Genomic DNA, 19,241 nt, shown 5'->3' with positions numbered 1-19,241 from the left:
GATAGCTTTGACGCCAATGGTGCAACAAGCGAACCACCCTCTTCCAGCCGGTTTCAAGCTCGACGAATACAGCATTGAGCAACAACTGTCGCTGGGTGGCTTTTCCATCGTCTATCTTGCCACGGATTCGCACGGCAAGCGCGTGGCCATCAAGGAATACCTGCCGAACACGCTGGCACTGCGCGGCGAGGGTCGCACTTCGCCAATTATCGCCGAGGATCACCTGCCCGCTTTTCGCTACGGCATGAAGTGTTTTTTCGAGGAGGGACGGGCGCTGGCCGGTCTGTCGCACCCGAATGTAGTGCGCGTGCTGAATTTTTTCCGCGCCAATGAGACGGTCTACATGGTGATGGAGTACGAACACGGACGGACGCTGCAGGAAATCATCCAGAAGAACCGGGCGAGCGTCACCGAGAACTTCCTCCGCAATGTGTTTACCAAGATGCTCAATGGCTTGCGCGAGGTGCACTCGCGTCGCCTCCTGCATCTGGACCTCAAACCGGCAAACATCTACATGCGCAACAACCATGTGCCGGTGCTCATCGACTTTGGTGCAGCGCGCCAGACGCTGACCTGCGACACGCCGATGCTCAAGCCGATGTACACGCCGGGCTTCGCCTCGCCCGAGCATTACAGTCACCGGGACCTGCTCGGCCCGTGGAGCGACATCTACAGCGTCGGCGCTTCGATGTACGCCTGTATCGCTGGCGGCACACCGCAACCTGCCGACAGCCGCCTGGAGAAGGATCGCCTGGCGCCGGCCATGGTACGCTGGGAGGGTCAGTTTTCCGACCAACTGCTGGAGACGATCGACTGGTGCCTGTGCTTGAACCACCGCTACCGTCCGCAGAGCGCATTTGCCTTGCAGAAGGCGCTCACCGAACCCGTTGTCGTGCCGCAGCCGCAGCCGAAGGAGACATGGCTGACCCAGGTCGTCGGTAAGCTAAGAAAAATGAAGAGCGAATGAAATTCACCATCTATCAGGAAACGCGCACCGGCAAGCGCAACAACAACGAGGACCGGCTGGCGCACTGCTACTCGCGCGACGCCTTGCTGATGGTCGTCGCCGACGGCATGGGGGGCCACTATTTCGGCGAGGTCGCGGCGCAGATTGCCGTCCAGACGCTGACCGAAGCGTTTCAGCGCGAGTCGAAGCCTCGCTTGCGTGATCCCTTCCTCTTCCTGCAGAAGGGCATGCTCAATGCGCATCGCGCCATCCTCGATTTCGCCGGGCGGCACCAGTTGAAGGATTCGCCGCGCACGACCTGCATCGCCTGCATCGTGCAGAGCAACATCGCCTACTGGGCCCACTCTGGCGACTCTCGCCTTTACCTGATGCGCGCCGGTCGCGTGCTGACGCGGACCAAGGACCACTCGCGCGTCCAGATTCTGGTCGACCAGGGCCTGATCAGCGAGGAACAGATGGCCGGGCACGTCGACCGGAACAAGATCTACGGTTGCCTGGGTGGCCAGCAGTCGCCGGAGATAGAGTTTTCGCGCAAGACGACGCTGGAGGCCGGCGATCTGATCGTCCTGTGCACCGACGGTGTGTGGAGCGGCTTGTCGGGCGATCTGCTGGCCCGCTCGTTGCACACGGCCAACCTGATGCGCAGCATTCCGGTCCTGCTCAACCAGGCGGAAACCCGCAGCGGACTGCACGCCGACAATCTTTCGATCATCGCCGTCCGCTGGGAAGACACCTACATCGACGAGAGCAGTGGCGGGAGCAGCATCGTGTCGACGAAAACCATGCCGCGCGATACGGTGACGACCCGACTGAGCGAATTCGGCCGAGCACCGAATCAGAAAAGCGAGCTGACTGACGCCGAAATCGAAAACGCGATCGAAGAAATCAGAACGGCCATCCAGAAGTACTCCCGGTAGGAAGACACCGTGCGCCCCAGTCAGCGTCAGCCCGCCCAACTCCGCCCGGTGCGCATCACGCGCCGGTTTACCTGCCATGCCGAAGGTTCGGTGCTGATCGAGATCGGCGGCACCCGCGTGCTGTGCACCGCCAGCGTCGAGGACGTGCTTCCGCCCTTCCTGCGTGGCAAAGGACAGGGCTGGGTGACCGCCGAATACGGCATGCTGCCACGCTCGACGCACACGCGCTCCGGACGCGAAGCGACGAAAGGCAAGCAGAGCGGACGCACGCAGGAAATCCAGCGTCTGATCGGGCGCGCGCTGCGCGCGGTGGTCGACCTGAAGGCGCTTGGCGAACGACAGATCACACTCGACTGCGATGTCCTGCAAGCCGACGGCGGAACGCGTTGCGCGTCGATCACCGGCGCCTGGCTGGCGCTCGACGACGCGTGTCGACACTTGCAGAGCCTCGGCAAGCTGAGCGAGAATCCCTTGCGCGACCAGGTCGCCGCTGTTTCGGTCGGCATCTGCAATGGTCTGCCCGTGCTCGACCTCGACTACGCCGAGGACGCTGCCTGTGACACCGACATGAACGTCGTCATGACTGGCAGCCAGGGGATCGTCGAAGTCCAGGGGACGGCCGAAGGCGAGCCTTTCTCGCGTCAGCAGCTCAATCAGTTGCTCGATCTCGCGGCAAGCGGAATCAACCAGCTTTTCGATCACCAACGCCAAGCCCTCGCACGATGAAACTCGTCCTTGCTTCGAACAACACCAAAAAGCTGCGGGAACTTGATGCCATCCTGGCACCGCTGGGCTGGACGCTCGTACCGCAAGGCGAGCTCGCTATCCCGGAAGCTGCGGAACCCCACTGCACCTTCGTCGAGAATGCCCTCGCCAAAGCGCGCCAGGCGGCGCGTCTGAGCGGCCTGCCGGCGCTTGCCGACGACTCCGGCCTCTGCGTCGACGCGCTCGGCGGTGCACCCGGGGTGCAGTCGGCGCGCTACGCCGGTGAACCACGGACCGACGAACGCAACAACGCCCGATTGCTCGGCGAGCTCGCCGCACTGCCCGCCGGCACGCCACGCAGCGCCCGCTTCGTCGCGCTGATCGTTTTCGTACGCCACGCCGACGACCCGCAGCCGATCATCGCCGAAGGCGAATGGCCCGGCGAGATTCTCGCCGCGCCGCGCGGCGACGACGGCTTTGGTTACGACCCGGTCTTCTTCCTGCCCGAACTCGGCAAGACTGCAGCCGAACTCGAAGCGGCCGAGAAGAACCGTCGCTCACACCGCGGGCAGGCACTTGCCCGCTTGGTCGAGCGCCTGCGCGGCGTGCGCGCATGACGGAGCGAGGATGACGGGCCGCCCGGCGCGCCCGGTCATTCCGCTCCAGGTGCTTTCCGCGTCGCCCAGCCAGGTCGAAGCGCCGCGCCATTTGGCGCCAGTTCCGCTCGCGCTGTACGTTCACTTTCCCTGGTGCCGGCAGAAATGCCCTTACTGCGATTTCAATTCGCATGCCTGGCCGACGCGATCCGGCGCCGCGGGCGCCCCCGCGCTTCCCGAAGAGGACTACGTCGCTGCCTTGCTCGCCGATCTCGAGCAGGCCGTGCCGCTGATCTGGGGCCGTCGCGTCGGCAGCATCTTCTTCGGCGGCGGGACGCCCAGCCTGCTCTCGGCAGCCGCCGTCGACACACTGCTCGGCGGGCTGCGCAGCCGCCTGAGCGTGCTGCCGAACGCGGAAATCACGCTGGAAGCCAACCCGGAAAGCGTAGACGCGGCGAATTTTGCCGCCTATCGCGCGGCCGGCGTCAATCGGCTGTCGCTCGGCATTCAGAGTTTCGCTGACGGACACCTGCTTGCCCTCGGACGCATCCACAACGGCAAGCAGGCCAGATGGGCCATCGAAACGGCTGCCCGGCACTTCGACAACTTCAACCTCGATCTGATGTACGGGCTGCCCGGACAAACGCTCGACCAGGCGATCGCCGATCTGCGCACAGCGCTCGCCTACGCGCCGCCGCATCTGTCGTGTTATCAACTGACGATCGAACCGAATACCGCTTTTGCCGCGCGCCCGCCGGCCTTGCCCGACGCTGACGCCTGCGCCGACATGCAGGATGCGATCGAAGGCGAACTGGCCGCAGCGGCCTACGTCCACTACGAAACTGCGGCCTTCGCGCGCAGCGGCTACGAATGCCGGCATAATCTGAACTACTGGCACTTTGGCGACTATCTGGGCATCGGTGCCGGTGCGCACAGCAAGCTCACGCTGCCCGAGCGCGTGCTCCGGCAGATGCGCTGGAAGCAGCCGCAAACGTATCTTGCACAGGTCGCCGTTGGCCAGCCGGTGCAAGAAGAGCACCGCATTTCGCCGGGCGACCTGCCGGTCGAGTTCATGATGAACGCGCTGCGTCTGCTCGGCGGCTTCGAAGCGCCGTTGTTCGCAGCGCGCACCGGTCAATCGCTGGCGCAGATCGAAGCCGCGCTGCAGCAGGCAGAACGCACCGGGCTGCTCGAGCGTAGCGGTCAGCGCATCGCGCCGACTGATCGGGGGCGGCGCTTCCTCAACCGCCTGCTTGCCGGCTTCCTGCCGAAATCGCCGTAGAGCGCCGCGCTTTTTCGCCAGAGGCCGGCGGCGCGCGCGAGTTCGCCAGCCGGCGCCCCTGGCCCGCGTGTTTCATCCAGCTTGCATTTCAGGAAGCGGCGTATAGACTACCCGCGAGCCAGCTAGCGCGCGAGCCGCTGCCGTGTCTGCTCCGGCGCGCTACAGCCATCGCCAAGCTGCCGTTGGTGCTGCTCTCACGGCTTGGCGCAACATCCGCGCGGTGACGACTGCGCAAATGCGGCGGCGCGAATTGGCCTGCGCCGCATGCCGCACCCAGATGCCGGCCGAGATCACTGGCCAGCCGCGCCGGCACTCGATGAGAGCAAGCCTGAGCCGGTGAGCGCAGTTGCTCGAGCCCATGCGCTGTGCTGACCGCCCGCCGTCTGCTGTCCTGGAGGAGGAGATGTCATGACCGATCTATCGATCACGCTCGACGACCGCTATACGGCTACCTCGGGCCGCGTTTTTCTGACCGGCACGCAAGCACTCGTTCGCCTGCCGATGTTGCAGCGCCAGCGCGACCTCGCCGCCGGATTGAACACGGCAGGCTTTGTCTCGGGCTACCGCGGCAGTCCGCTGGGGTCGGTGGACCAGGCCTTCTGGCGCGCCAGGCAGTACCTCGAAGCGGCCAATATCGTCTTCCAGCCCGCGGTCAATGAGGATCTGGCGGCGACCGCAGTCTGGGGAACACAGCAGATCAAGCTCTTCCCCGGTGCCAGATACGACGGCGTCTTCGCCATGTGGTACGGCAAGGGACCTGGTGTCGATCGCTGCGGCGACGTCTTCCGGCACGCCAACGCTGCCGGAACGGCAAGGCTCGGCGGTGTTCTGGTGATTGCTGGCGACGACCACGCCGCCAAGTCGTCGACGCTGCCGCACCAGACCGAGCACGTGTTCAAGGCAGTAATGATGCCCGTGCTCTACCCGGCCAACCTGCAGGAATACCTCGACTACGGCCTGCACGGCTGGGCGATGAGCCGCTACTCGGGTTGCTGGGTGGTCATGAAGGCGCTTGCCGACACCGTCGAAACGTCGGCTTCGGTGAGCATCGATCCGCTCTCGCCGGCGATCCGCCTGCCGGATGATTTCGCCATGCCGGCGAATGATCCGAACGGGCTGAACATTCGCTGGCCCGACCCGCCCTTGCAGCAGGAAGCGCGCCTGATCAACAGCAAGCTCTACGCCGCGCTGGCCTATTGCCGCGCCAACCGGCTGAACCGGATCGTCATCGACAGCAATGACCCGGCAAGCCCGGCGCGTCTGGGAATCATCACTGCTGGCAAGGCGTATCTCGACGTTCGCCAGGCGCTCGACGAACTGGGCATCGACGAGCAACTGGCGGCGCAGATCGGTCTGCGCCTGTACAAGATCGGCATGGTCTGGCCGCTCGAAGCTGACGGCGTGCGCCGCTTTGCCGAAGGCCTGGAAGAGATCCTCGTCGTCGAGGAAAAGCGGCAACTGCTGGAGTATCAACTCAAGGAGGAACTCTACAACTGGCGCGAGGACGTTCGCCCGCGTGTCGTTGGCAAGTTCGACGACAAGGGCGAGTGGTCGCTGCTGCCAACCGGCAGCGGTCACCTGACGCACGGCGACTGGCTGCTGCCGGCGGCCGGCGAGCTGTCGGTGGCCCAGGTGGCGCGCGCGCTCGCCGCGCGCATCGGCCGCTTCTTCACCTCGCCGACCATTCAAGCCCGGATGGCGCTGATCGAAGCCAAGCAAAAGGCGCTGAGCCCGGCCAGTGTGCCGACGACCGGGAGCAGTGGCCTGCCGATTCAGCGGATTCCCTACTTCTGTTCGGGCTGTCCGCACAATACCTCGACGCACGTTCCCGCCGGTTCACGTGCCGTCGCTGGCATCGGCTGTCACTACATGGTTACCTGGATGGACCGCAACACGGCGACCTTCACGCACATGGGAGGCGAAGGTGCTACCTGGGTTGGCCAGGCGCCGTTTTCGAACGAGAAGCACGTCTTCGCCAACCTCGGCGACGGGACCTACTTCCACTCCGGCCTGCTGGCGATTCGCCAGGCGGTCGCAGCCGGTGTTTCGATCACCTACAAGATCCTCTACAACGACGCCGTCGCGATGACCGGTGGCCAGCCGGTCGACGGCAGCCTGAGCGTCGGACAAATGACCCGCCAACTGGCGGCCGAAGGCGTCGGGAAGATCGTCATCGTCACTGACGAACCGGAGTACTACGGCAAGCTGCACGATCTGGCGCCAAACACGCCGGTTCATCACCGCCGCGAGCTCGACGCCGTGCAGCGTGAGCTGCGCCGCCATGTCGGCGTTTCGGCGCTGATCTACGCGCAAACCTGCGCCACCGAGAAGCGCCGCCGGCGCAAGCGCGGCAAGCTCGCCGACCCGCCACGCCGCGTCGTCATCAACCCGGCGGTGTGCGAAGGCTGCGGCGACTGCAGCGTTCAATCAAACTGTCTGTCAGTGATTCCGCTCGATACCGAATTCGGCCGCAAGCGGGCAATCGACCAGTCGTCGTGCAACAAGGACTTCTCGTGCCTGAACGGCTTCTGTCCCAGTCTGGTCACCGTCGAAGGCGGCCGCTTGCGTGCCGGACAGGCAATCGATACCGGTGGAGGCGGCCTCGGCGACCTGCCCACCCCGTCGCTGCCCGACACTAATAAGCCGTTCAACATCCTGCTCACCGGCGTTGGCGGCACCGGCATCGTCACCCTCGGGGCCGTCCTCGGGATGGCCGCACACCTCGATGGCAAGGGCGTTTCCGTTCTCGACATGACCGGCTTGGCGCAGAAGTTCGGTGCCGTCTTCGCCCACCTGCGCATCGCCGACCGACCGGAAGACCTGCACGCGGCGCGCATTGCCACTGGTGAAGCAGACGCCCTGATCGGTGGCGATCTGGTCGTTGCGGCAAGCGCCGAGGCGCTGTCGAAAGTCGTTGCCGGCAAGACGCGCGCCGTCGTGAACGTCGCCGAGACACCCACTGCCGAGTTTACGCGCAACCCCGACTGGCAGTTCCCGCAAGCACAGTTGCGCGCGCTGCTCGACGATGCCTGCGGCGCCGGCCAGACGCTCTTCCTCGACGCAGCCGATCTGGCTCGCCGCCTGCTCGGCAACACGATCTACACCAATCTGTTCATGCTCGGAGTGGCCTGGCAACGCGGCCTGGTGCCGGTCTCGCTGGCGGCGCTTGAACAGGCGATCGAGCTCAATGGCACGGCCGCCGAGCGCAACCGCGAAGCCTTCGTCTGGGGCCGCTGGGCGGCGCACGACGGCGACCGCGTGCGTCGCCTGAGCGAACCGGCGAGCAAGGGCCGGCAAACAGCCGAAGGGCAGAATCCCACAAACACGCTCGACGAGATTATCCGGCGCCGGCGGGAAGCCCTGACCGCCTACCAGAACGCGCGCTACGCCGAGCGTTACAGCGTGCTGCTCGACCGCGTGCGCCATGCGGAGAGCGCTCATCGTCGTCAGTCGAGCGCACTCGGCGAAGCGGTCGCGCGCAACTACTACAAACTGCTGGCGTACAAGGACGAATACGAAGTGGCTCGCCTGCATAGCGATCCGGCGTTCGCCGAGGCCCTGCGCGGCGAGTTCGAGGGAGACTTCAGTCTGTGCTTCCACCTTGCTCCGCCGCTCTTCGCCCGACCCGACCGCGTCACCGGCAGGATCGAAAAGCGCGCCTATGCTTCTTGGATGCTGCGCGTCTTTGCCCTGTTGCGGCACCTCAGGTTCCTCCGCGGGACGTTTTTCGATCCCTTTGCGCACAGCACCGAACGCCGCCTGGAGCGGCAGTTGCTGGCCGACTACGAGTCTGACATCGAACTCATCCTGCAGACGCTGACGCCGACCGACGAAGCAAAGCTGCACACAGCGATAGAGCTGGCCAGCCTGCCTGAACAGATTCGCGGCTTTGCGCACGTCAAGGCGCAGGCCGCCGAACAGACCCGCGAGCGGCGAGCGGCGCTCCGCCGCGCCCTCCTTGCCAATGCCGCGGGCTGACGCGAGCAAGTCGCCGCGCGCCAGGCGGACCGCCGTCCACGGCGATCCGCCGATTGACCGTACAATGCCGGATCGTCCCTCGCGCGAGTGTTCATTGTCCAAGTCTGCTGCTGAACCGAAGCCCGCAACGCCCGGCGACGCGCCCAGCGATGCGCCCGCGCCGGCCGCCGCCGGCGATCCGCCGGCGGCCCGTCCGCACCTGCGTCAGCTTGCCTTGCAAGCCGCCGCTGCGCTCGCCGTCCTTTCACTTGCCTGGCCGTACTACGGCATCCGCGGCGAAGCACTGCCGTGGCCGGCAACCGCTTGCGCGATTGGCGGCGTTGCCGGCTTGCTTGCCGTGCTGACCCGCCAGGCGTGGTGGTGGTGGCTGATCCATCTGGCGTTTGCGCCGCTCGCCTGGAGCGTCGCTCGCCTGGGTATCGACCCCGGCTGGTTTCTGTTGCTGTTCATCGGGCTGCTGCTGGTCTATCGGGGAGCCCTGAGCGGACAGGTGCCGCTCTACCTGTCGAACGCACAGACGGCTGCTGTGCTTGACGAGCTGACGAAGGATGACGCCGCTGTGCGCTTCGTCGACCTGGGTGCCGGGATCGGCAGCGTCGTTCGGCGGCTCGCGCGCAGGCGCCCGACAGGCCACTTTACCGGTATCGAGAACGCGCCGGCAAGCTGGCTGATCGGCCGCCTGCGCACGCAGAGCCTGGCCAACTGCCAATGGGTCTGGGGCAACCTGTGGCAGACCCGGTTGGCGGCTTTCGACATCGTCTATGCTTTCCTGTCACCGGCGCCGATGGCAGCGCTCTGGGAAAAGGCGCAGCGCGAAATGCGGCCTGGCAGCCTTCTGATCAGCAACAGTTTCCCGATCCCCGGGGTAGCCGCGACGAGCGTCGTCGCGGTCGCCGACCACCGGCAAACTCAGCTTTACTGCTACCGCCTGCCCGGCGTGTCGCTTGTTTCCGGGGGGAAAGAGACCAGCGTCACGCCCGCTCAGTAGACCCGGTAGGTCCCCGGTGGTGGAGCATACACCGCCGGCGGCGGCGCGAAGCGCGGTGGCCGCGGCGGCGCGACATAAACCGGGGCAGGCGCATACACCGTGCCGTACGCTGGACCGTAGACCGGGGCATAGGCTGGTGAATAGGCCGGCGCATACACCCGCGGCGGTGGCGGTGGCGGCTCGACATAGACCGGGCGTGGCGGCGGGCTCTGCGTCGATGCAGCGATTCCGACCGCGATTCCGGTCAGCGCAAGAATCGCCAAGGGAGCCACCCAGCGATCACTGCGCGCATGCCGCGACCGGTGATGATGGCGTTCCCCATCGGCATGGTAGCCGCGCTGCCGACCGAAGTCGTCGCGGTAGTAGTCCCGATCAGCGAAAGCCGGGGTGGATAAGCCGAGTGCAAGACTCAGCGCCAGACAGAGGGAGGCAGGGGTCGTTTTCATAAGCAGAATAACGACGCCTCAGGCGGTCCGATGACTGAAAGCGCAAGGTCGATGGTAAGCATTTGTAACCGGCCTCGCCCTGCCCAACCGACACGCGCTAACGACCGGCGAGCTGGCCGACCCCTACCCCGCCCACTGGCGCGTCAGCGGGCGATTCCTGCAACCGTCACTCTTTCTCCTTGCTCTCCGACGTTCCCGCCACCGCCTTGACACCCGCGGCGGTAACGTCCACCGTCGTTTCCACGACTTTCGCTCCCACTTTGACGGTTGTCGCAACTACGCTCACCGCAGCATCGGCAACGGCTACGACGGAGCACCCGACCGAGAGCAGCGAAAGCAGACCAGTGAGGAGAAGGCGTGGCATCGATTCCTAGCCGCAGGTTGTGAGCAGGAAGCAAGTGTAACCCGCCCGGCGGCGGCGGTCGATGCCTGCCGATCCGCTCGCTTCGTGCGCAGCCTTTCGCTGGTCATGACCGCTGGAGCGTGACCTTGCGCGTACGCGTGTCGACGCGGAAGGTCGCACCGCGCTCGTTCGTGACGCGCAGGTGACGACCATCAGCTTCGAACTTGAGCTCGGTGATGAAAACGTCGCGCTTGTCGGATTCCTTGCCGTCGTCGGCGGCTGCCGCGTAGACCTGCACGAGCCAAAGCTCCTTCCCGGTCTTTGCGTCGACCGCTACGACGTAACCGCCATTCTGCGCAAGGCCACGGGCACGACCCCAGATGACCGCCTCGTAGCGCACGCCAGCGTGCACGGCGCTCACCGCTTCAGGAACTTCCGCACGCTCCTTTTCGCCGCCATCGCCAGCCAGGCAGCCGCCCGCGCCTAGCGCCAGAAGCATCGCCGCAGCCAGGCAAACTTCCTCTCGCCGCCGCAATCCTCCCATAGCTAGTCCTCGGAGTCGGCAAGCAAAGCGGGTTGCGCCAAGTCCACGCGATAGACTTCGCCACGCTCGTCAGTCACCCGCAAGCGACCCTGCGCATCCAGGGCGAGGTCCTCGATGAAGACGTCCTGCTTGTCCTCTTCCATTTCCGGTCGGTACTTTACGTCGTACACCTTGAACAGCCACAGCTCCCGGCCGCTCGCCACATCGTAAGCCGCGAGGTAGCCACCATTCTGTCCAAGGCCACGCATACGCCCCCATGGCACGGCTTCGTATCGCATTCCGCCGACCACGACCGGCGCCGGCTCGGGTATTTCTCTGCGCTCCTTTTCGGGTGCGTCGTCCATCGTCAAGTCCCTCTCTCAGCCTATGATTGCATTTCCTGACCAGCGCACGACCATGCCCGTCATACGGCAGTCAGGCTGCGCGTTGGCACTTGGAGAATCGCCTTGCTCGCAGTCTTGCCGTTCTCCTTGTCAGGCCCGGTCAGGTAACCCAAGAGGTCGACCGCGAAGTAGGCCCAGCTGTCGGCGTTGTGCAAGGCATACTCGGCGGTGAGCGCCGATGAGCCCTCGGGCATCAGTCCCTTGGGACCGTAAACGATGTCTTCGGTGCCCACTTCCTTGTGAGAAAGCTCGTGAATGATGGTGCGCACACAGCGGTACAACGGGCTCTGGTTGGACGGCCCGACCTGGTCTGCCTTGGCAAGCCACGCGCCCTGGAGGTAAATGACCGGCATCTTCTCGCTCGTGTAGATGAACGCCCAGTCCTTCCAACCACCGCTGTTGCGGTCGACGGGCTCGTCCGAAATGACGATGGATCCGCCGTTGCAGGCGTTCGCGATCTTCTGGTAACCCGCGGCCAGCGTGTTCATCGTGGCGATGATGTTCTTCTCGGTACTGTCCGCCTTGCCGAAATAGCGGCGTACCACGCTCCTGGTGACATCGCTGGCAGCGCCCAGCTTGGTGGCTACCGCCAGCGTCACGGCACGCGCCTCCTGGATCGCCGCGGCCATTACGACGCGCTGTTCAGCTGAGTAGACCTCGGTCGCCGGTTTGGCCAGCAGCGCCTCCAGAATCGGCGCCGAAGCCCCGGCAACTTCGTCGAAAATCCACTTCGTATAGGCCATGGGCGGCGCATAGACCCAGATCGTCTGTCCGCCAGTACTTTTCTCTCGGTACAGGTGACGCAACATCTTCAGCGTTGCGGCGCGCTCTGCTCTATGGTGCGCCTCGCCAGCGCCATCGACGATCACCTTGGCTTCCGCCTTGGCAGCATTCGTCTCGACACCGACAAGCGCCTTCTTCCCGGTCTCGATCAACTTGCGCAGGTTGTCCAGTTGCTCGGCTTCACCTTGCGCGGGCCCATCGGCGCCGAACACGCGTGCCAACCCTGGCTTTAGATCGACGAAGCTGCCGGCCAGTGCGCCGCCTGCCATGGCTGCACGCCCCGCCTCAAAAGCCTCCGAGAACTTGTTCATTTGCTACTCCTCAATCGGACGATGATCGGACTCACACCAGCACGAAACAATCATACCCTCTTTCTATACACGGTTTCAGGGATGGCAATGATTCTGCCATGCGGCAAGCTCTGGCGAGCGACGGCGCTGGCGGCGCTGAAGCTCGAAAAGCCTTTGGCGAAAGCGGCGCAGTCGTACGGCATCGAAACGAAAGCGACCACGAACTGGAAAATTCGACCCCGTTTGTTTGAACAGCAAATGCTCTCCGATAAATCAAGCCCTGCCATTCCTCGATGACCAATTGCAGCAGCCCGTCGGGCAGATGCTCGCCTCCGCGGTACCGCCAGACGCCGGGTAGTACGCAGAATGCGCGCCGAGTGTCGGGCAGCCTCTTGCTCGCCTGAGGCAGTGCCTCCTGCTCCGAATCGGTGAGCAAGGTCCGCAGGCAGTCGACTCGCTTGAATCCGTGTTCGCTCAACCGCGCGAAGCATTCACACACCGGCGTCAGTTTGCATCAGAAAGCGCCGTGGGCGAGGCTCGAACGCGAGCGGGTCCCGCCCGCGACGGTGCCGGCAACCTCGAGCAGGCGCTGGATCTGGCGAATCGAACAGGAGGTTGGCGCGCTCGGCGGCGAGAATCAGCGTCTGGACGGCGGCGAAGCGTGGCGACTGGCAGCGATCGGTCCTCCGTTGGGGATCAGAGCGTCGAAGCCGCGAGTCGCGAGCTGACGCAGCGTCCTCCGCAACTCGCCCCGCGGTTCCTGTTGCTGGCTGATCAGCCGAGCCAGGACAAAGCAGCAAAACCGCACTTGCAGATCGGTTTCGTTCATGGGCACTCCGCACAGCACGGAAAGCCGGCTTTCGCCAGCAAACCGCAAGCGCCGCGTGCAGGACCCCTGAAAGGCCCCAGCCCGCGGCGAGCCGCAGGAATTCGCCGCATCCAGATGGGCTCCTTGCTCTCCGGGTGCTCGTCAAGCTTCCCACGACAGCAAAGCTGCTCCAGCCCTCCCTGCTCCCCAAGTGTCTCAGCCCGCTTCAGTACGCGCTGCTTCTCAAGTTCTCTCCGTTGGCAGGATAAGCGAGCGCCTCAGCCCTCTGGGAGAGGAAGACGCAACACCAGGCTGCAACCAATCCCGCTTCTGCGCAAGTCGGACATCGTGATCCGGGCGGCCCTCCTCGAATGGGCATTCGTAGGGAGCGCCTTGGTGCACCAGGCGCGGCATGTCGTTCCAGCTTGAGGGAATTGCGACCGGATGATTAAACGCCGATAATGGCTATTACAAAGATAAGAATAGCCAAACTGGGTATACACATCCTGGGGCTGGTGAAAGCGCTGGAGCGTTTGAGATGCCTGGAGCACACCCACAACCATTGGCCAGCATTCTGGCGGTTGACCACAGCAAGGACGGTCTGCGGCTATTGGCGCGGCTGTTGTCGGAGCAGGGGTTTGGGGTTCGCCCGGTGCTCGACGGCCCATCCGCCTTGGCCGCCGTTGCCATCGATCTGCCCGATCTGGTGCTGCTGGATGTGCAAATGCCGGGCATGGACGGTTACGAGGTCTGCCGCCGTCTGAAGGCCGACAAACGCTCTGCCCGGGTGCCGGTGATCTTCCTCAGCGGCGCCAACGAAACGGCCAACAAGATCGAGGCATTTGCCGTGGGCGGCGTGGATTTCATTACCAAGCCCTACCAGGCCGGGGAGGTGTTCGCGCGGATCGACGCCCAACTTCGACTGCATCGCCTGCAGGCGCGCATCGAAGCCCAGAACAGGGCGCTGCAAGCCGAAATCGCCGAACGCCAACGCGCCGAAACCGCCTTGCTGGAACTGAACCAGCGGCTCGAAGAGCGTGTCGCCGAGCGCACCGCCGATCTGATCCGGGCCAATGCCGAACTCAAGGCCGAACTTGCCGAGAAGATCCAGAGCGAAGCTGCTCGACGAACCAACGAGGAGAAATACCGGCTGCTGATCGATAATCAAACCGATCTGATCGTCAAGGTCGATCCGGAAAACCATTTTCTGTTCGTCAGTCCTTCTTACTGCCACGTTTTCGGTAAGACGGAGGCTGAGCTCCTGGGTCGGACTTTCATGCCACTGGTGCATGAGGACGACCGCGAGTCGACCGCCAAATCGATGGAGGATCTGTTCCGGCCGCCCTACCGGGATTATCACGAACAGCGCGCCCTGACCCAGGCCGGCTGGCGCTGGTTCGGCTGGGCCGACCAGTCGGTGCTCGACGACAATGGCCAGGTCGTAGCCATTGTTGGCGTTGGCCGGGACATCACCGAGCGCAAGCAGATGGAGGACGCGCTGCGCGACAACGAGGCGAAGTTCCGCCGCATGATCGAAGCCTTGCCGATGGCGATCGGCGTCGCCGGTGCGGAGGGCAACATCGAATATCTCAACCCCCGGTTCATCGAGCTTTTCGGCTATCAGCCCGAGGAACTGCCGCACGTCAATGACTGGTTCCAGCGCGCCTACCCTGATCCCGTCTATCGCCAGGAGTTGCTCGATCTCTGGCTCCTGGGCATGGAAAGCGCCAGGCAGAAGGGATCCGATTTCGTTCTCAACGAAGCCCATATCACCTGCCGCGACGGCGCGGTGCGGATAGCACACGTGATCAGCGCCTTGATCGGGGACAAATCGCTGGCCATCTTCAATGACATCACCGACCGCAAGCGAGCGGAAGCGGAATTGCTCGCCTACCGGGACCGTCTGGAGGACCTGGTCGAGCAACGCACGGCGGAACTGGTGGCGGCCAAGGAGCAAGCGGAATCGGCCAACCGGGCGAAATCGGTGTTCCTGGCCAATATGAGCCATGAGCTGCGCACGCCATTAAACGCGATATTGGGCTTCACGGAACTGATGCGGCGCGGCTCCAGTCTGCTCGGTCGCGACCGGGAGCACCTCGACATCGTCAACCGCAGTGGTGCGCACCTGCTGGGATTGATCAACGACATACTGGACATGGCCAAGATCGAGGCCGGGCGCATTCAGTGGGAGAAGGCCCCGCTGGACCTCGGCGTGATCGTGGACGACATCATGCTGATGATGGGCCAGCGCGCCCGCGAGAAAGGCTTGGCGCTGGGCTTGGAGCGCTCGTCGCGGACGCCGCGGTACATTCGGGGCGACGAAATTCGGTTGCGCCAAGTGCTGGTGAACCTGCTTGGCAACGCGATCAAGTTCACCGAGCGGGGGAACGTCACCCTGCGGCTCGGTGCCGGGGTTGACCCGGACGAGCCCCGGCTATTGATCGAGGTGGAAGACACCGGGCCAGGTATTGCAGCGGAGGACCAGGCACGCGTGTTCGAGCCGTTCGTGCAGGGCCACCAGATGTCAGCCCGGAGAGGCACTGGCTTGGGGTTGGCGATCTGCCGGCAGTTTGTCGAACTGATGGGGGGCCGGATCGGCGTGGTCAGCGAGCTGGGCCACGGCAGTCGGTTCTGGATTGACCTGCCGGTAGAAATCCTGAACGGCGGCGAGCTAGCGGGGACCGAGGAATCGCCCGGTGAGGTGCTTGGCTTGCTCCCTGACCAACCGAGGTGGCGGATTCTGATCGTCGAGGACCAGCCAGAAGACACCCTGCTACTCGCACGTTTGTTGGAGCGTGCCGGCTTTCATGTCCGGACGGCAGCGAACGGGGTGGAGGGAATCGAGCAGTACCAGGCTTGGCATCCGCATTTCGTCTGGATGGATCGCCGCATGCCGATGCTGGACGGGTTGGAAGCCACACGACGGATTCGGGCGCTGGCGGGGGGCGAGGCGGTCAGAATTGTCGCCCTGACCGCCTCGGTGTTCGCCGAGCAGCGCGGTGAGATGCTCGAAGCGGGGATGGACGAAGTCGTACACAAGCCATATCGCCCAGAGGAGATATTCGGCTGCCTGGAGCGCCTGTTGGGCGTGCGCTTCCGGCGCCGGGAGACCGGGCACGGCGCGCCTGCCACCCCGACAGTACCGGCGCTGCTTCAAGCGGCTTTGGCGGCGCTACCGCAGGCCTTGCGGCGCGATCTGGCCGACGCCCTGGTGACGCTGGACACCGCGCGCATTGACGACCTGATCAGACAAATCGAAGCTCTGGATACAACCTTGGCTCAAGCCCTGCGTAAGCAGGCCGATAACTTCGATTACGCGGGAATCGACAAGGCATTGCGAGGCGATGAGGCAACTCGCCGTGCAAGGGTTCAAGCAAGCTGAGAAAGCAAGCGCCTCACGGCCGCTGAGGCTCGACCAGGTACATGCCGAAGCCGCCGCATCGGCGATGCAGCGCGCTGCCGCGCAAGCCCTGACAATCGAGGCTTTCGTCGCCCAATATGTCGCTCTTTCCTGAACTCGGGAGCGAGAGCAGGCGATGCGTATCAAACTGCTGCTGAAGCTGATTGAGGAGTTCGGCCAATGACTGCGTTTCGACTTCCCATCGGGCCCCCCAGGCTACAGGTAACGGCTGGCCAGGGGTACGGCCTGGGCCAACGGTGTTCCACCGGTCTCCACAATCTGTTGCCGCCCACGATCTGCCGGTTCGATCGGATGACAAGCGAACAGCGACGACTCCGACGCCCAACCCAGCTCGGTCTGGTGTGGCGGCCGTCGAAGTGATAAGAGAAGGACTGGCAGTCATGAAGAAGGTCGAGGTAAGGAGTTTCAACCAACCGGTCGAGGTTCGCACCTTCCCGAAAGGCCGCGTCGAGCTCATTGAAGTCGGAGGAACTGTCATCGGACGCGCGACCTTCGAACCGGGATGGAGATGGTCCGACTCCGTCAAGCCCATCGTCCATACCGAGCTGTGCCAAGCCCCGCACCTGCAATACCACATGTCGGGCGTCATGATTGTCGAGCAGGACGGCGTCCGCCATGTGGTGAAAGCCGGGGAGGTCTCCATGCTTCCGCCCGGGCACGACGCCTGGATCGAAGGGGATGAACCCGTTCACCTTGTCGACTTTCAAGGCATGCTCGACTACGCGAACTCTGCGGAGCAAAAAGTCCAACACATCACTGAAGAGCTTCGCAGCACGGAAACACGACACCGGCTCATCCTCTCCTCCGTCAGCGACGGCATCATCGGGACCAATGCCAACGGCGAAATCACCTTCAGCAACCCCGCCGCTGCGTCTCTCCTCGGATATGCCGAGGCGGAAATGCTGGGACGGAAAATGCACCACCTCGCCCATCATTCGTATGCTGACGGAACTCCGTTCCCCGAGTCCGAATGTGCAAGCTACCAGACCTTTCAGGATGGTCAACCCCGCACCGTCGATTCCGAGGTCTTCTGGCGCAAAGACGGATCCAGTATCCCTGTCGAATACTCGACAACCCCCCTCAAGCAAGGTTTTGCCATGGTCGGCGCGATCGTCGTCTTTCGCGACATCACGCAACGCAAGGCCACGCTGGACGCCATTCTCGATGCAAAGATGGCAGCCGAAGCCGCCAACCGCGCCAAGTCGGCGTTTCTGGCCAACATGAGCCACGAGTTGCGCACACCCTTGACGCCATTCTCGGTTTCGCCGACCTGATGCGGCGCGAAGCGCGCACGGGCCGCGCCCGGCTGACGGCTGAGCAGGCCGAGAACCTCGCCACCATACACCGCAGCGGCGAGCATCTGCTCGGGCTGATCAACGACGTGCTGGAAATCTCCAAGATCGAGTCCGGCCGCGCCACCTGTCAGCCCACCGACTGCGACCTGCACGCCCTGCTCGACGAACTCCGCCAGCTGTTGCGCGAGCGCGCCACTCGCAAGAACCTGTCGCTGCAGGTGCATTGGGCGGATGCCCCGCGCCACGTGCGCGCCGACGCCACCAAGCTGCGCCAGGTCTTGATCAACCTGGTGGGCAACGCCGTCAAATTCACCCAGCAGGGCAGCGTGCTGCTGACCGTGGACACCCTGCGCGCCGAGCAAGGCGGACACTGTCGGCTGCGCTTTGCTGTCACTGATACCGGGCCGGGTATTGCCGCCGAGGAACAGGCGAAGTTGTTCCAGCCCTTCTCGCAGGCGCTCGCCGGCGTTAATTCCCAGGAAGGCAGCGGACTGGGGCTGGCGATCAGCCGACAGCACGTACAGTTGATGGGCGGCGATATCACGGTGCAAAGTACGCCCGGCCAAGGCAGCCGCTTCAGCTTCGAGCTGAGCTTCGAGGTGCTGGAAGGTGCCGTTGGCCAAGCCAAGGCGCAGCGCCTGGTGATCGGACTCGAACCCGGCCAGCCGCGCTATCGCGTGCTGATCGTCGACGACATCGAGACCAACCGCCAGCTCTTGATCAAGAACCTCAAACCGCTGGGTTTCGCGCTGATCGAGGCAGCCGATGGCGAGCAAGCGCTGGCCCGCTGGCACGACGAGCAGCCCGATCTGATCCTGCTGGACATGCGCATGCCCAAGATGGACGGCTATGAAGTAGCACGGTGCATCCGCGCCGAGGAAACGGGTTGCCGAACGCCGATCATCGCGGTCACCGCCAGTGCCTTCGAGGAACAGCGCGATGAGGTGCTGGCCGCCGGCTGCGACGAGTTTCTGCGTAAGCCCATTCGCGACGCCGATCTGTTTGAGCTCATCGGCCGCCATCTGAAGCTCGAATTCGCCTATGCCGGGCGGTTCGCGCCAGAACTGCACACGGCGCTCGACGCCGCGCGCCTGCGCGCGCTCCCTGCGGCCTTGCGCGCGCACCTGCGCGAAGCCTTGCTGGTCCTTGACGGCGCGCGTTGCGGCGAGCTGGCGGAACAGGTCGCCGCCCTCGATCCCGAACTGGGCGCTGAGCTCGGCAGACAGGTGAAGGAAATGCGCTTCGAAGAGTTGCTTGGGCTGTGCGAGGCGGCTGATGCCTGGACCGGGACCTAATCATATCGCCCGTCGTCGCCACAGTGGGATCAACATGACCACGTAGAACGCCGGTGCTGATCTTGTTGTTACGTCCTGCCCCATTCAAGACTCTTCGTCGGAGAGGCCCCCGGGGAAGAGGCTGTTGCGGCGACGGCTCATCGGCGTTCCTCGATGGCCAATTGCAACAGGTCGTCGGGCAGATGATTGAGCCCGCGCGG

At 64.3% G+C, this 19,241-nt stretch carries 16 protein-coding genes; 11 read left to right on the top strand and 5 right to left on the bottom strand.

The window, feature by feature from the left end:
* The first annotated feature begins 16 nt into the window (after positions 1-16).
* The 7 genes from RKP46_RS19155 to RKP46_RS19125 all read left to right on the top strand — a co-directional run bounded on the left by RKP46_RS19155 (position 17) and on the right by RKP46_RS19125 (position 9,433).
* Positions 17-967: a serine/threonine-protein kinase gene (locus RKP46_RS19155; protein WP_311108142.1), complete on the top strand. Its 951-nt coding sequence runs from the start codon at positions 17-19 to the stop codon at positions 965-967.
* Entirely contained in the window at positions 964-1,884 is a 921-nt protein-coding gene (locus RKP46_RS19150; RefSeq protein ID WP_311108099.1) for a serine/threonine-protein phosphatase, read from the top strand. The genes RKP46_RS19155 and RKP46_RS19150 overlap by 4 nt, the downstream gene beginning before the upstream one ends.
* Positions 1,885-1,893: 9 nt before the next feature.
* Positions 1,894-2,610, top strand: coding sequence for a ribonuclease PH (rph, locus tag RKP46_RS19145; RefSeq protein ID WP_311108098.1), 717 nt, complete (start codon positions 1,894-1,896; stop codon positions 2,608-2,610).
* Entirely contained in the window at positions 2,607-3,206 is a 600-nt protein-coding gene (gene rdgB / locus RKP46_RS19140; protein WP_311108097.1) for an RdgB/HAM1 family non-canonical purine NTP pyrophosphatase, read from the top strand. The genes rph and rdgB overlap by 4 nt, the downstream gene beginning before the upstream one ends.
* Before the next feature lie 10 nt (positions 3,207-3,216).
* Positions 3,217-4,467 (top strand): radical SAM family heme chaperone HemW, encoded by a 1,251-nt coding sequence (hemW, locus tag RKP46_RS19135; RefSeq protein ID WP_311108096.1) that lies wholly within the window; start codon positions 3,217-3,219, stop codon positions 4,465-4,467.
* 408 nt (positions 4,468-4,875) lie between these two features.
* Positions 4,876-8,445, top strand: coding sequence for an indolepyruvate ferredoxin oxidoreductase family protein (locus tag RKP46_RS19130; protein ID WP_311108095.1), 3,570 nt, complete (start codon positions 4,876-4,878; stop codon positions 8,443-8,445).
* 94 nt (positions 8,446-8,539) lie between these two features.
* Positions 8,540-9,433 carry a class I SAM-dependent methyltransferase gene (locus tag RKP46_RS19125; protein WP_311108094.1) on the top strand — a complete coding sequence of 298 codons (894 nt, stop codon included), beginning with the start codon at positions 8,540-8,542 and terminating at the stop codon, positions 9,431-9,433.
* On the opposite strand, the gene RKP46_RS19120 is transcribed toward RKP46_RS19125, so the two are convergent.
* The 5 genes from RKP46_RS19120 to RKP46_RS19100 form a co-directional block, all read right to left on the bottom strand.
* Positions 9,427-9,879: a hypothetical protein gene (locus tag RKP46_RS19120; RefSeq protein WP_311108093.1), complete on the bottom strand. Its 453-nt coding sequence runs from the start codon at positions 9,877-9,879 to the stop codon at positions 9,427-9,429. The two genes, RKP46_RS19125 and RKP46_RS19120, sit on opposite strands and share 7 nt — an antisense overlap.
* A gap of 166 nt (positions 9,880-10,045) precedes the next feature.
* A complete protein-coding gene (locus RKP46_RS19115) occupies positions 10,046-10,243 on the bottom strand; it encodes a hypothetical protein (RefSeq protein ID WP_311108092.1) in 198 nt (65 codons plus the stop codon).
* A gap of 103 nt (positions 10,244-10,346) precedes the next feature.
* A complete protein-coding gene (locus RKP46_RS19110; protein ID WP_311108091.1) occupies positions 10,347-10,721 on the bottom strand; it encodes a hypothetical protein in 375 nt (124 codons plus the stop codon).
* Between the two features lie 47 nt (positions 10,722-10,768).
* On the bottom strand, positions 10,769-11,110 hold the full coding sequence (locus tag RKP46_RS19105; RefSeq protein WP_311108090.1) for a hypothetical protein: 342 nt from the start codon (positions 11,108-11,110) through the stop codon (positions 10,769-10,771).
* A gap of 59 nt (positions 11,111-11,169) precedes the next feature.
* Positions 11,170-12,144, bottom strand: coding sequence for a M35 family metallo-endopeptidase (locus tag RKP46_RS19100; protein WP_311108089.1), 975 nt, complete (start codon positions 12,142-12,144; stop codon positions 11,170-11,172).
* 180 nt (positions 12,145-12,324) lie between these two features.
* Between RKP46_RS19100 and RKP46_RS19095 the strand changes: the two genes are divergently transcribed.
* From RKP46_RS19095 to RKP46_RS19080, 4 genes are all read left to right on the top strand, one after another.
* On the top strand, positions 12,325-12,519 hold the full coding sequence (locus tag RKP46_RS19095; RefSeq protein WP_311108088.1) for a hypothetical protein: 195 nt from the start codon (positions 12,325-12,327) through the stop codon (positions 12,517-12,519).
* 1,073 nt (positions 12,520-13,592) lie between these two features.
* The gene (locus RKP46_RS19090; RefSeq protein ID WP_311108087.1) at positions 13,593-16,412 is read left to right on the top strand and encodes a response regulator; all 2,820 of its coding nucleotides are present in this window, start codon (positions 13,593-13,595) and stop codon (positions 16,410-16,412) included.
* A gap of 419 nt (positions 16,413-16,831) precedes the next feature.
* Positions 16,832-17,725 (top strand): PAS domain S-box protein, encoded by an 894-nt coding sequence (locus RKP46_RS19085; protein WP_311108086.1) that lies wholly within the window; start codon positions 16,832-16,834, stop codon positions 17,723-17,725.
* Entirely contained in the window at positions 17,725-19,041 is a 1,317-nt protein-coding gene (locus RKP46_RS19080) for an ATP-binding protein (protein WP_311108085.1), read from the top strand. Before RKP46_RS19085 ends, RKP46_RS19080 begins: the two co-directional genes overlap by 1 nt.
* Positions 19,042-19,241: the final 200 nt, after the last annotated feature.

The sequence above is a fragment of the Accumulibacter sp. genome (genome assembly GCF_031732815.1).
Classification (GTDB): domain Bacteria; phylum Pseudomonadota; class Gammaproteobacteria; order Burkholderiales; family Rhodocyclaceae; genus Accumulibacter.
This window is presented reverse-complemented; position numbering and strand designations above follow the sequence as displayed.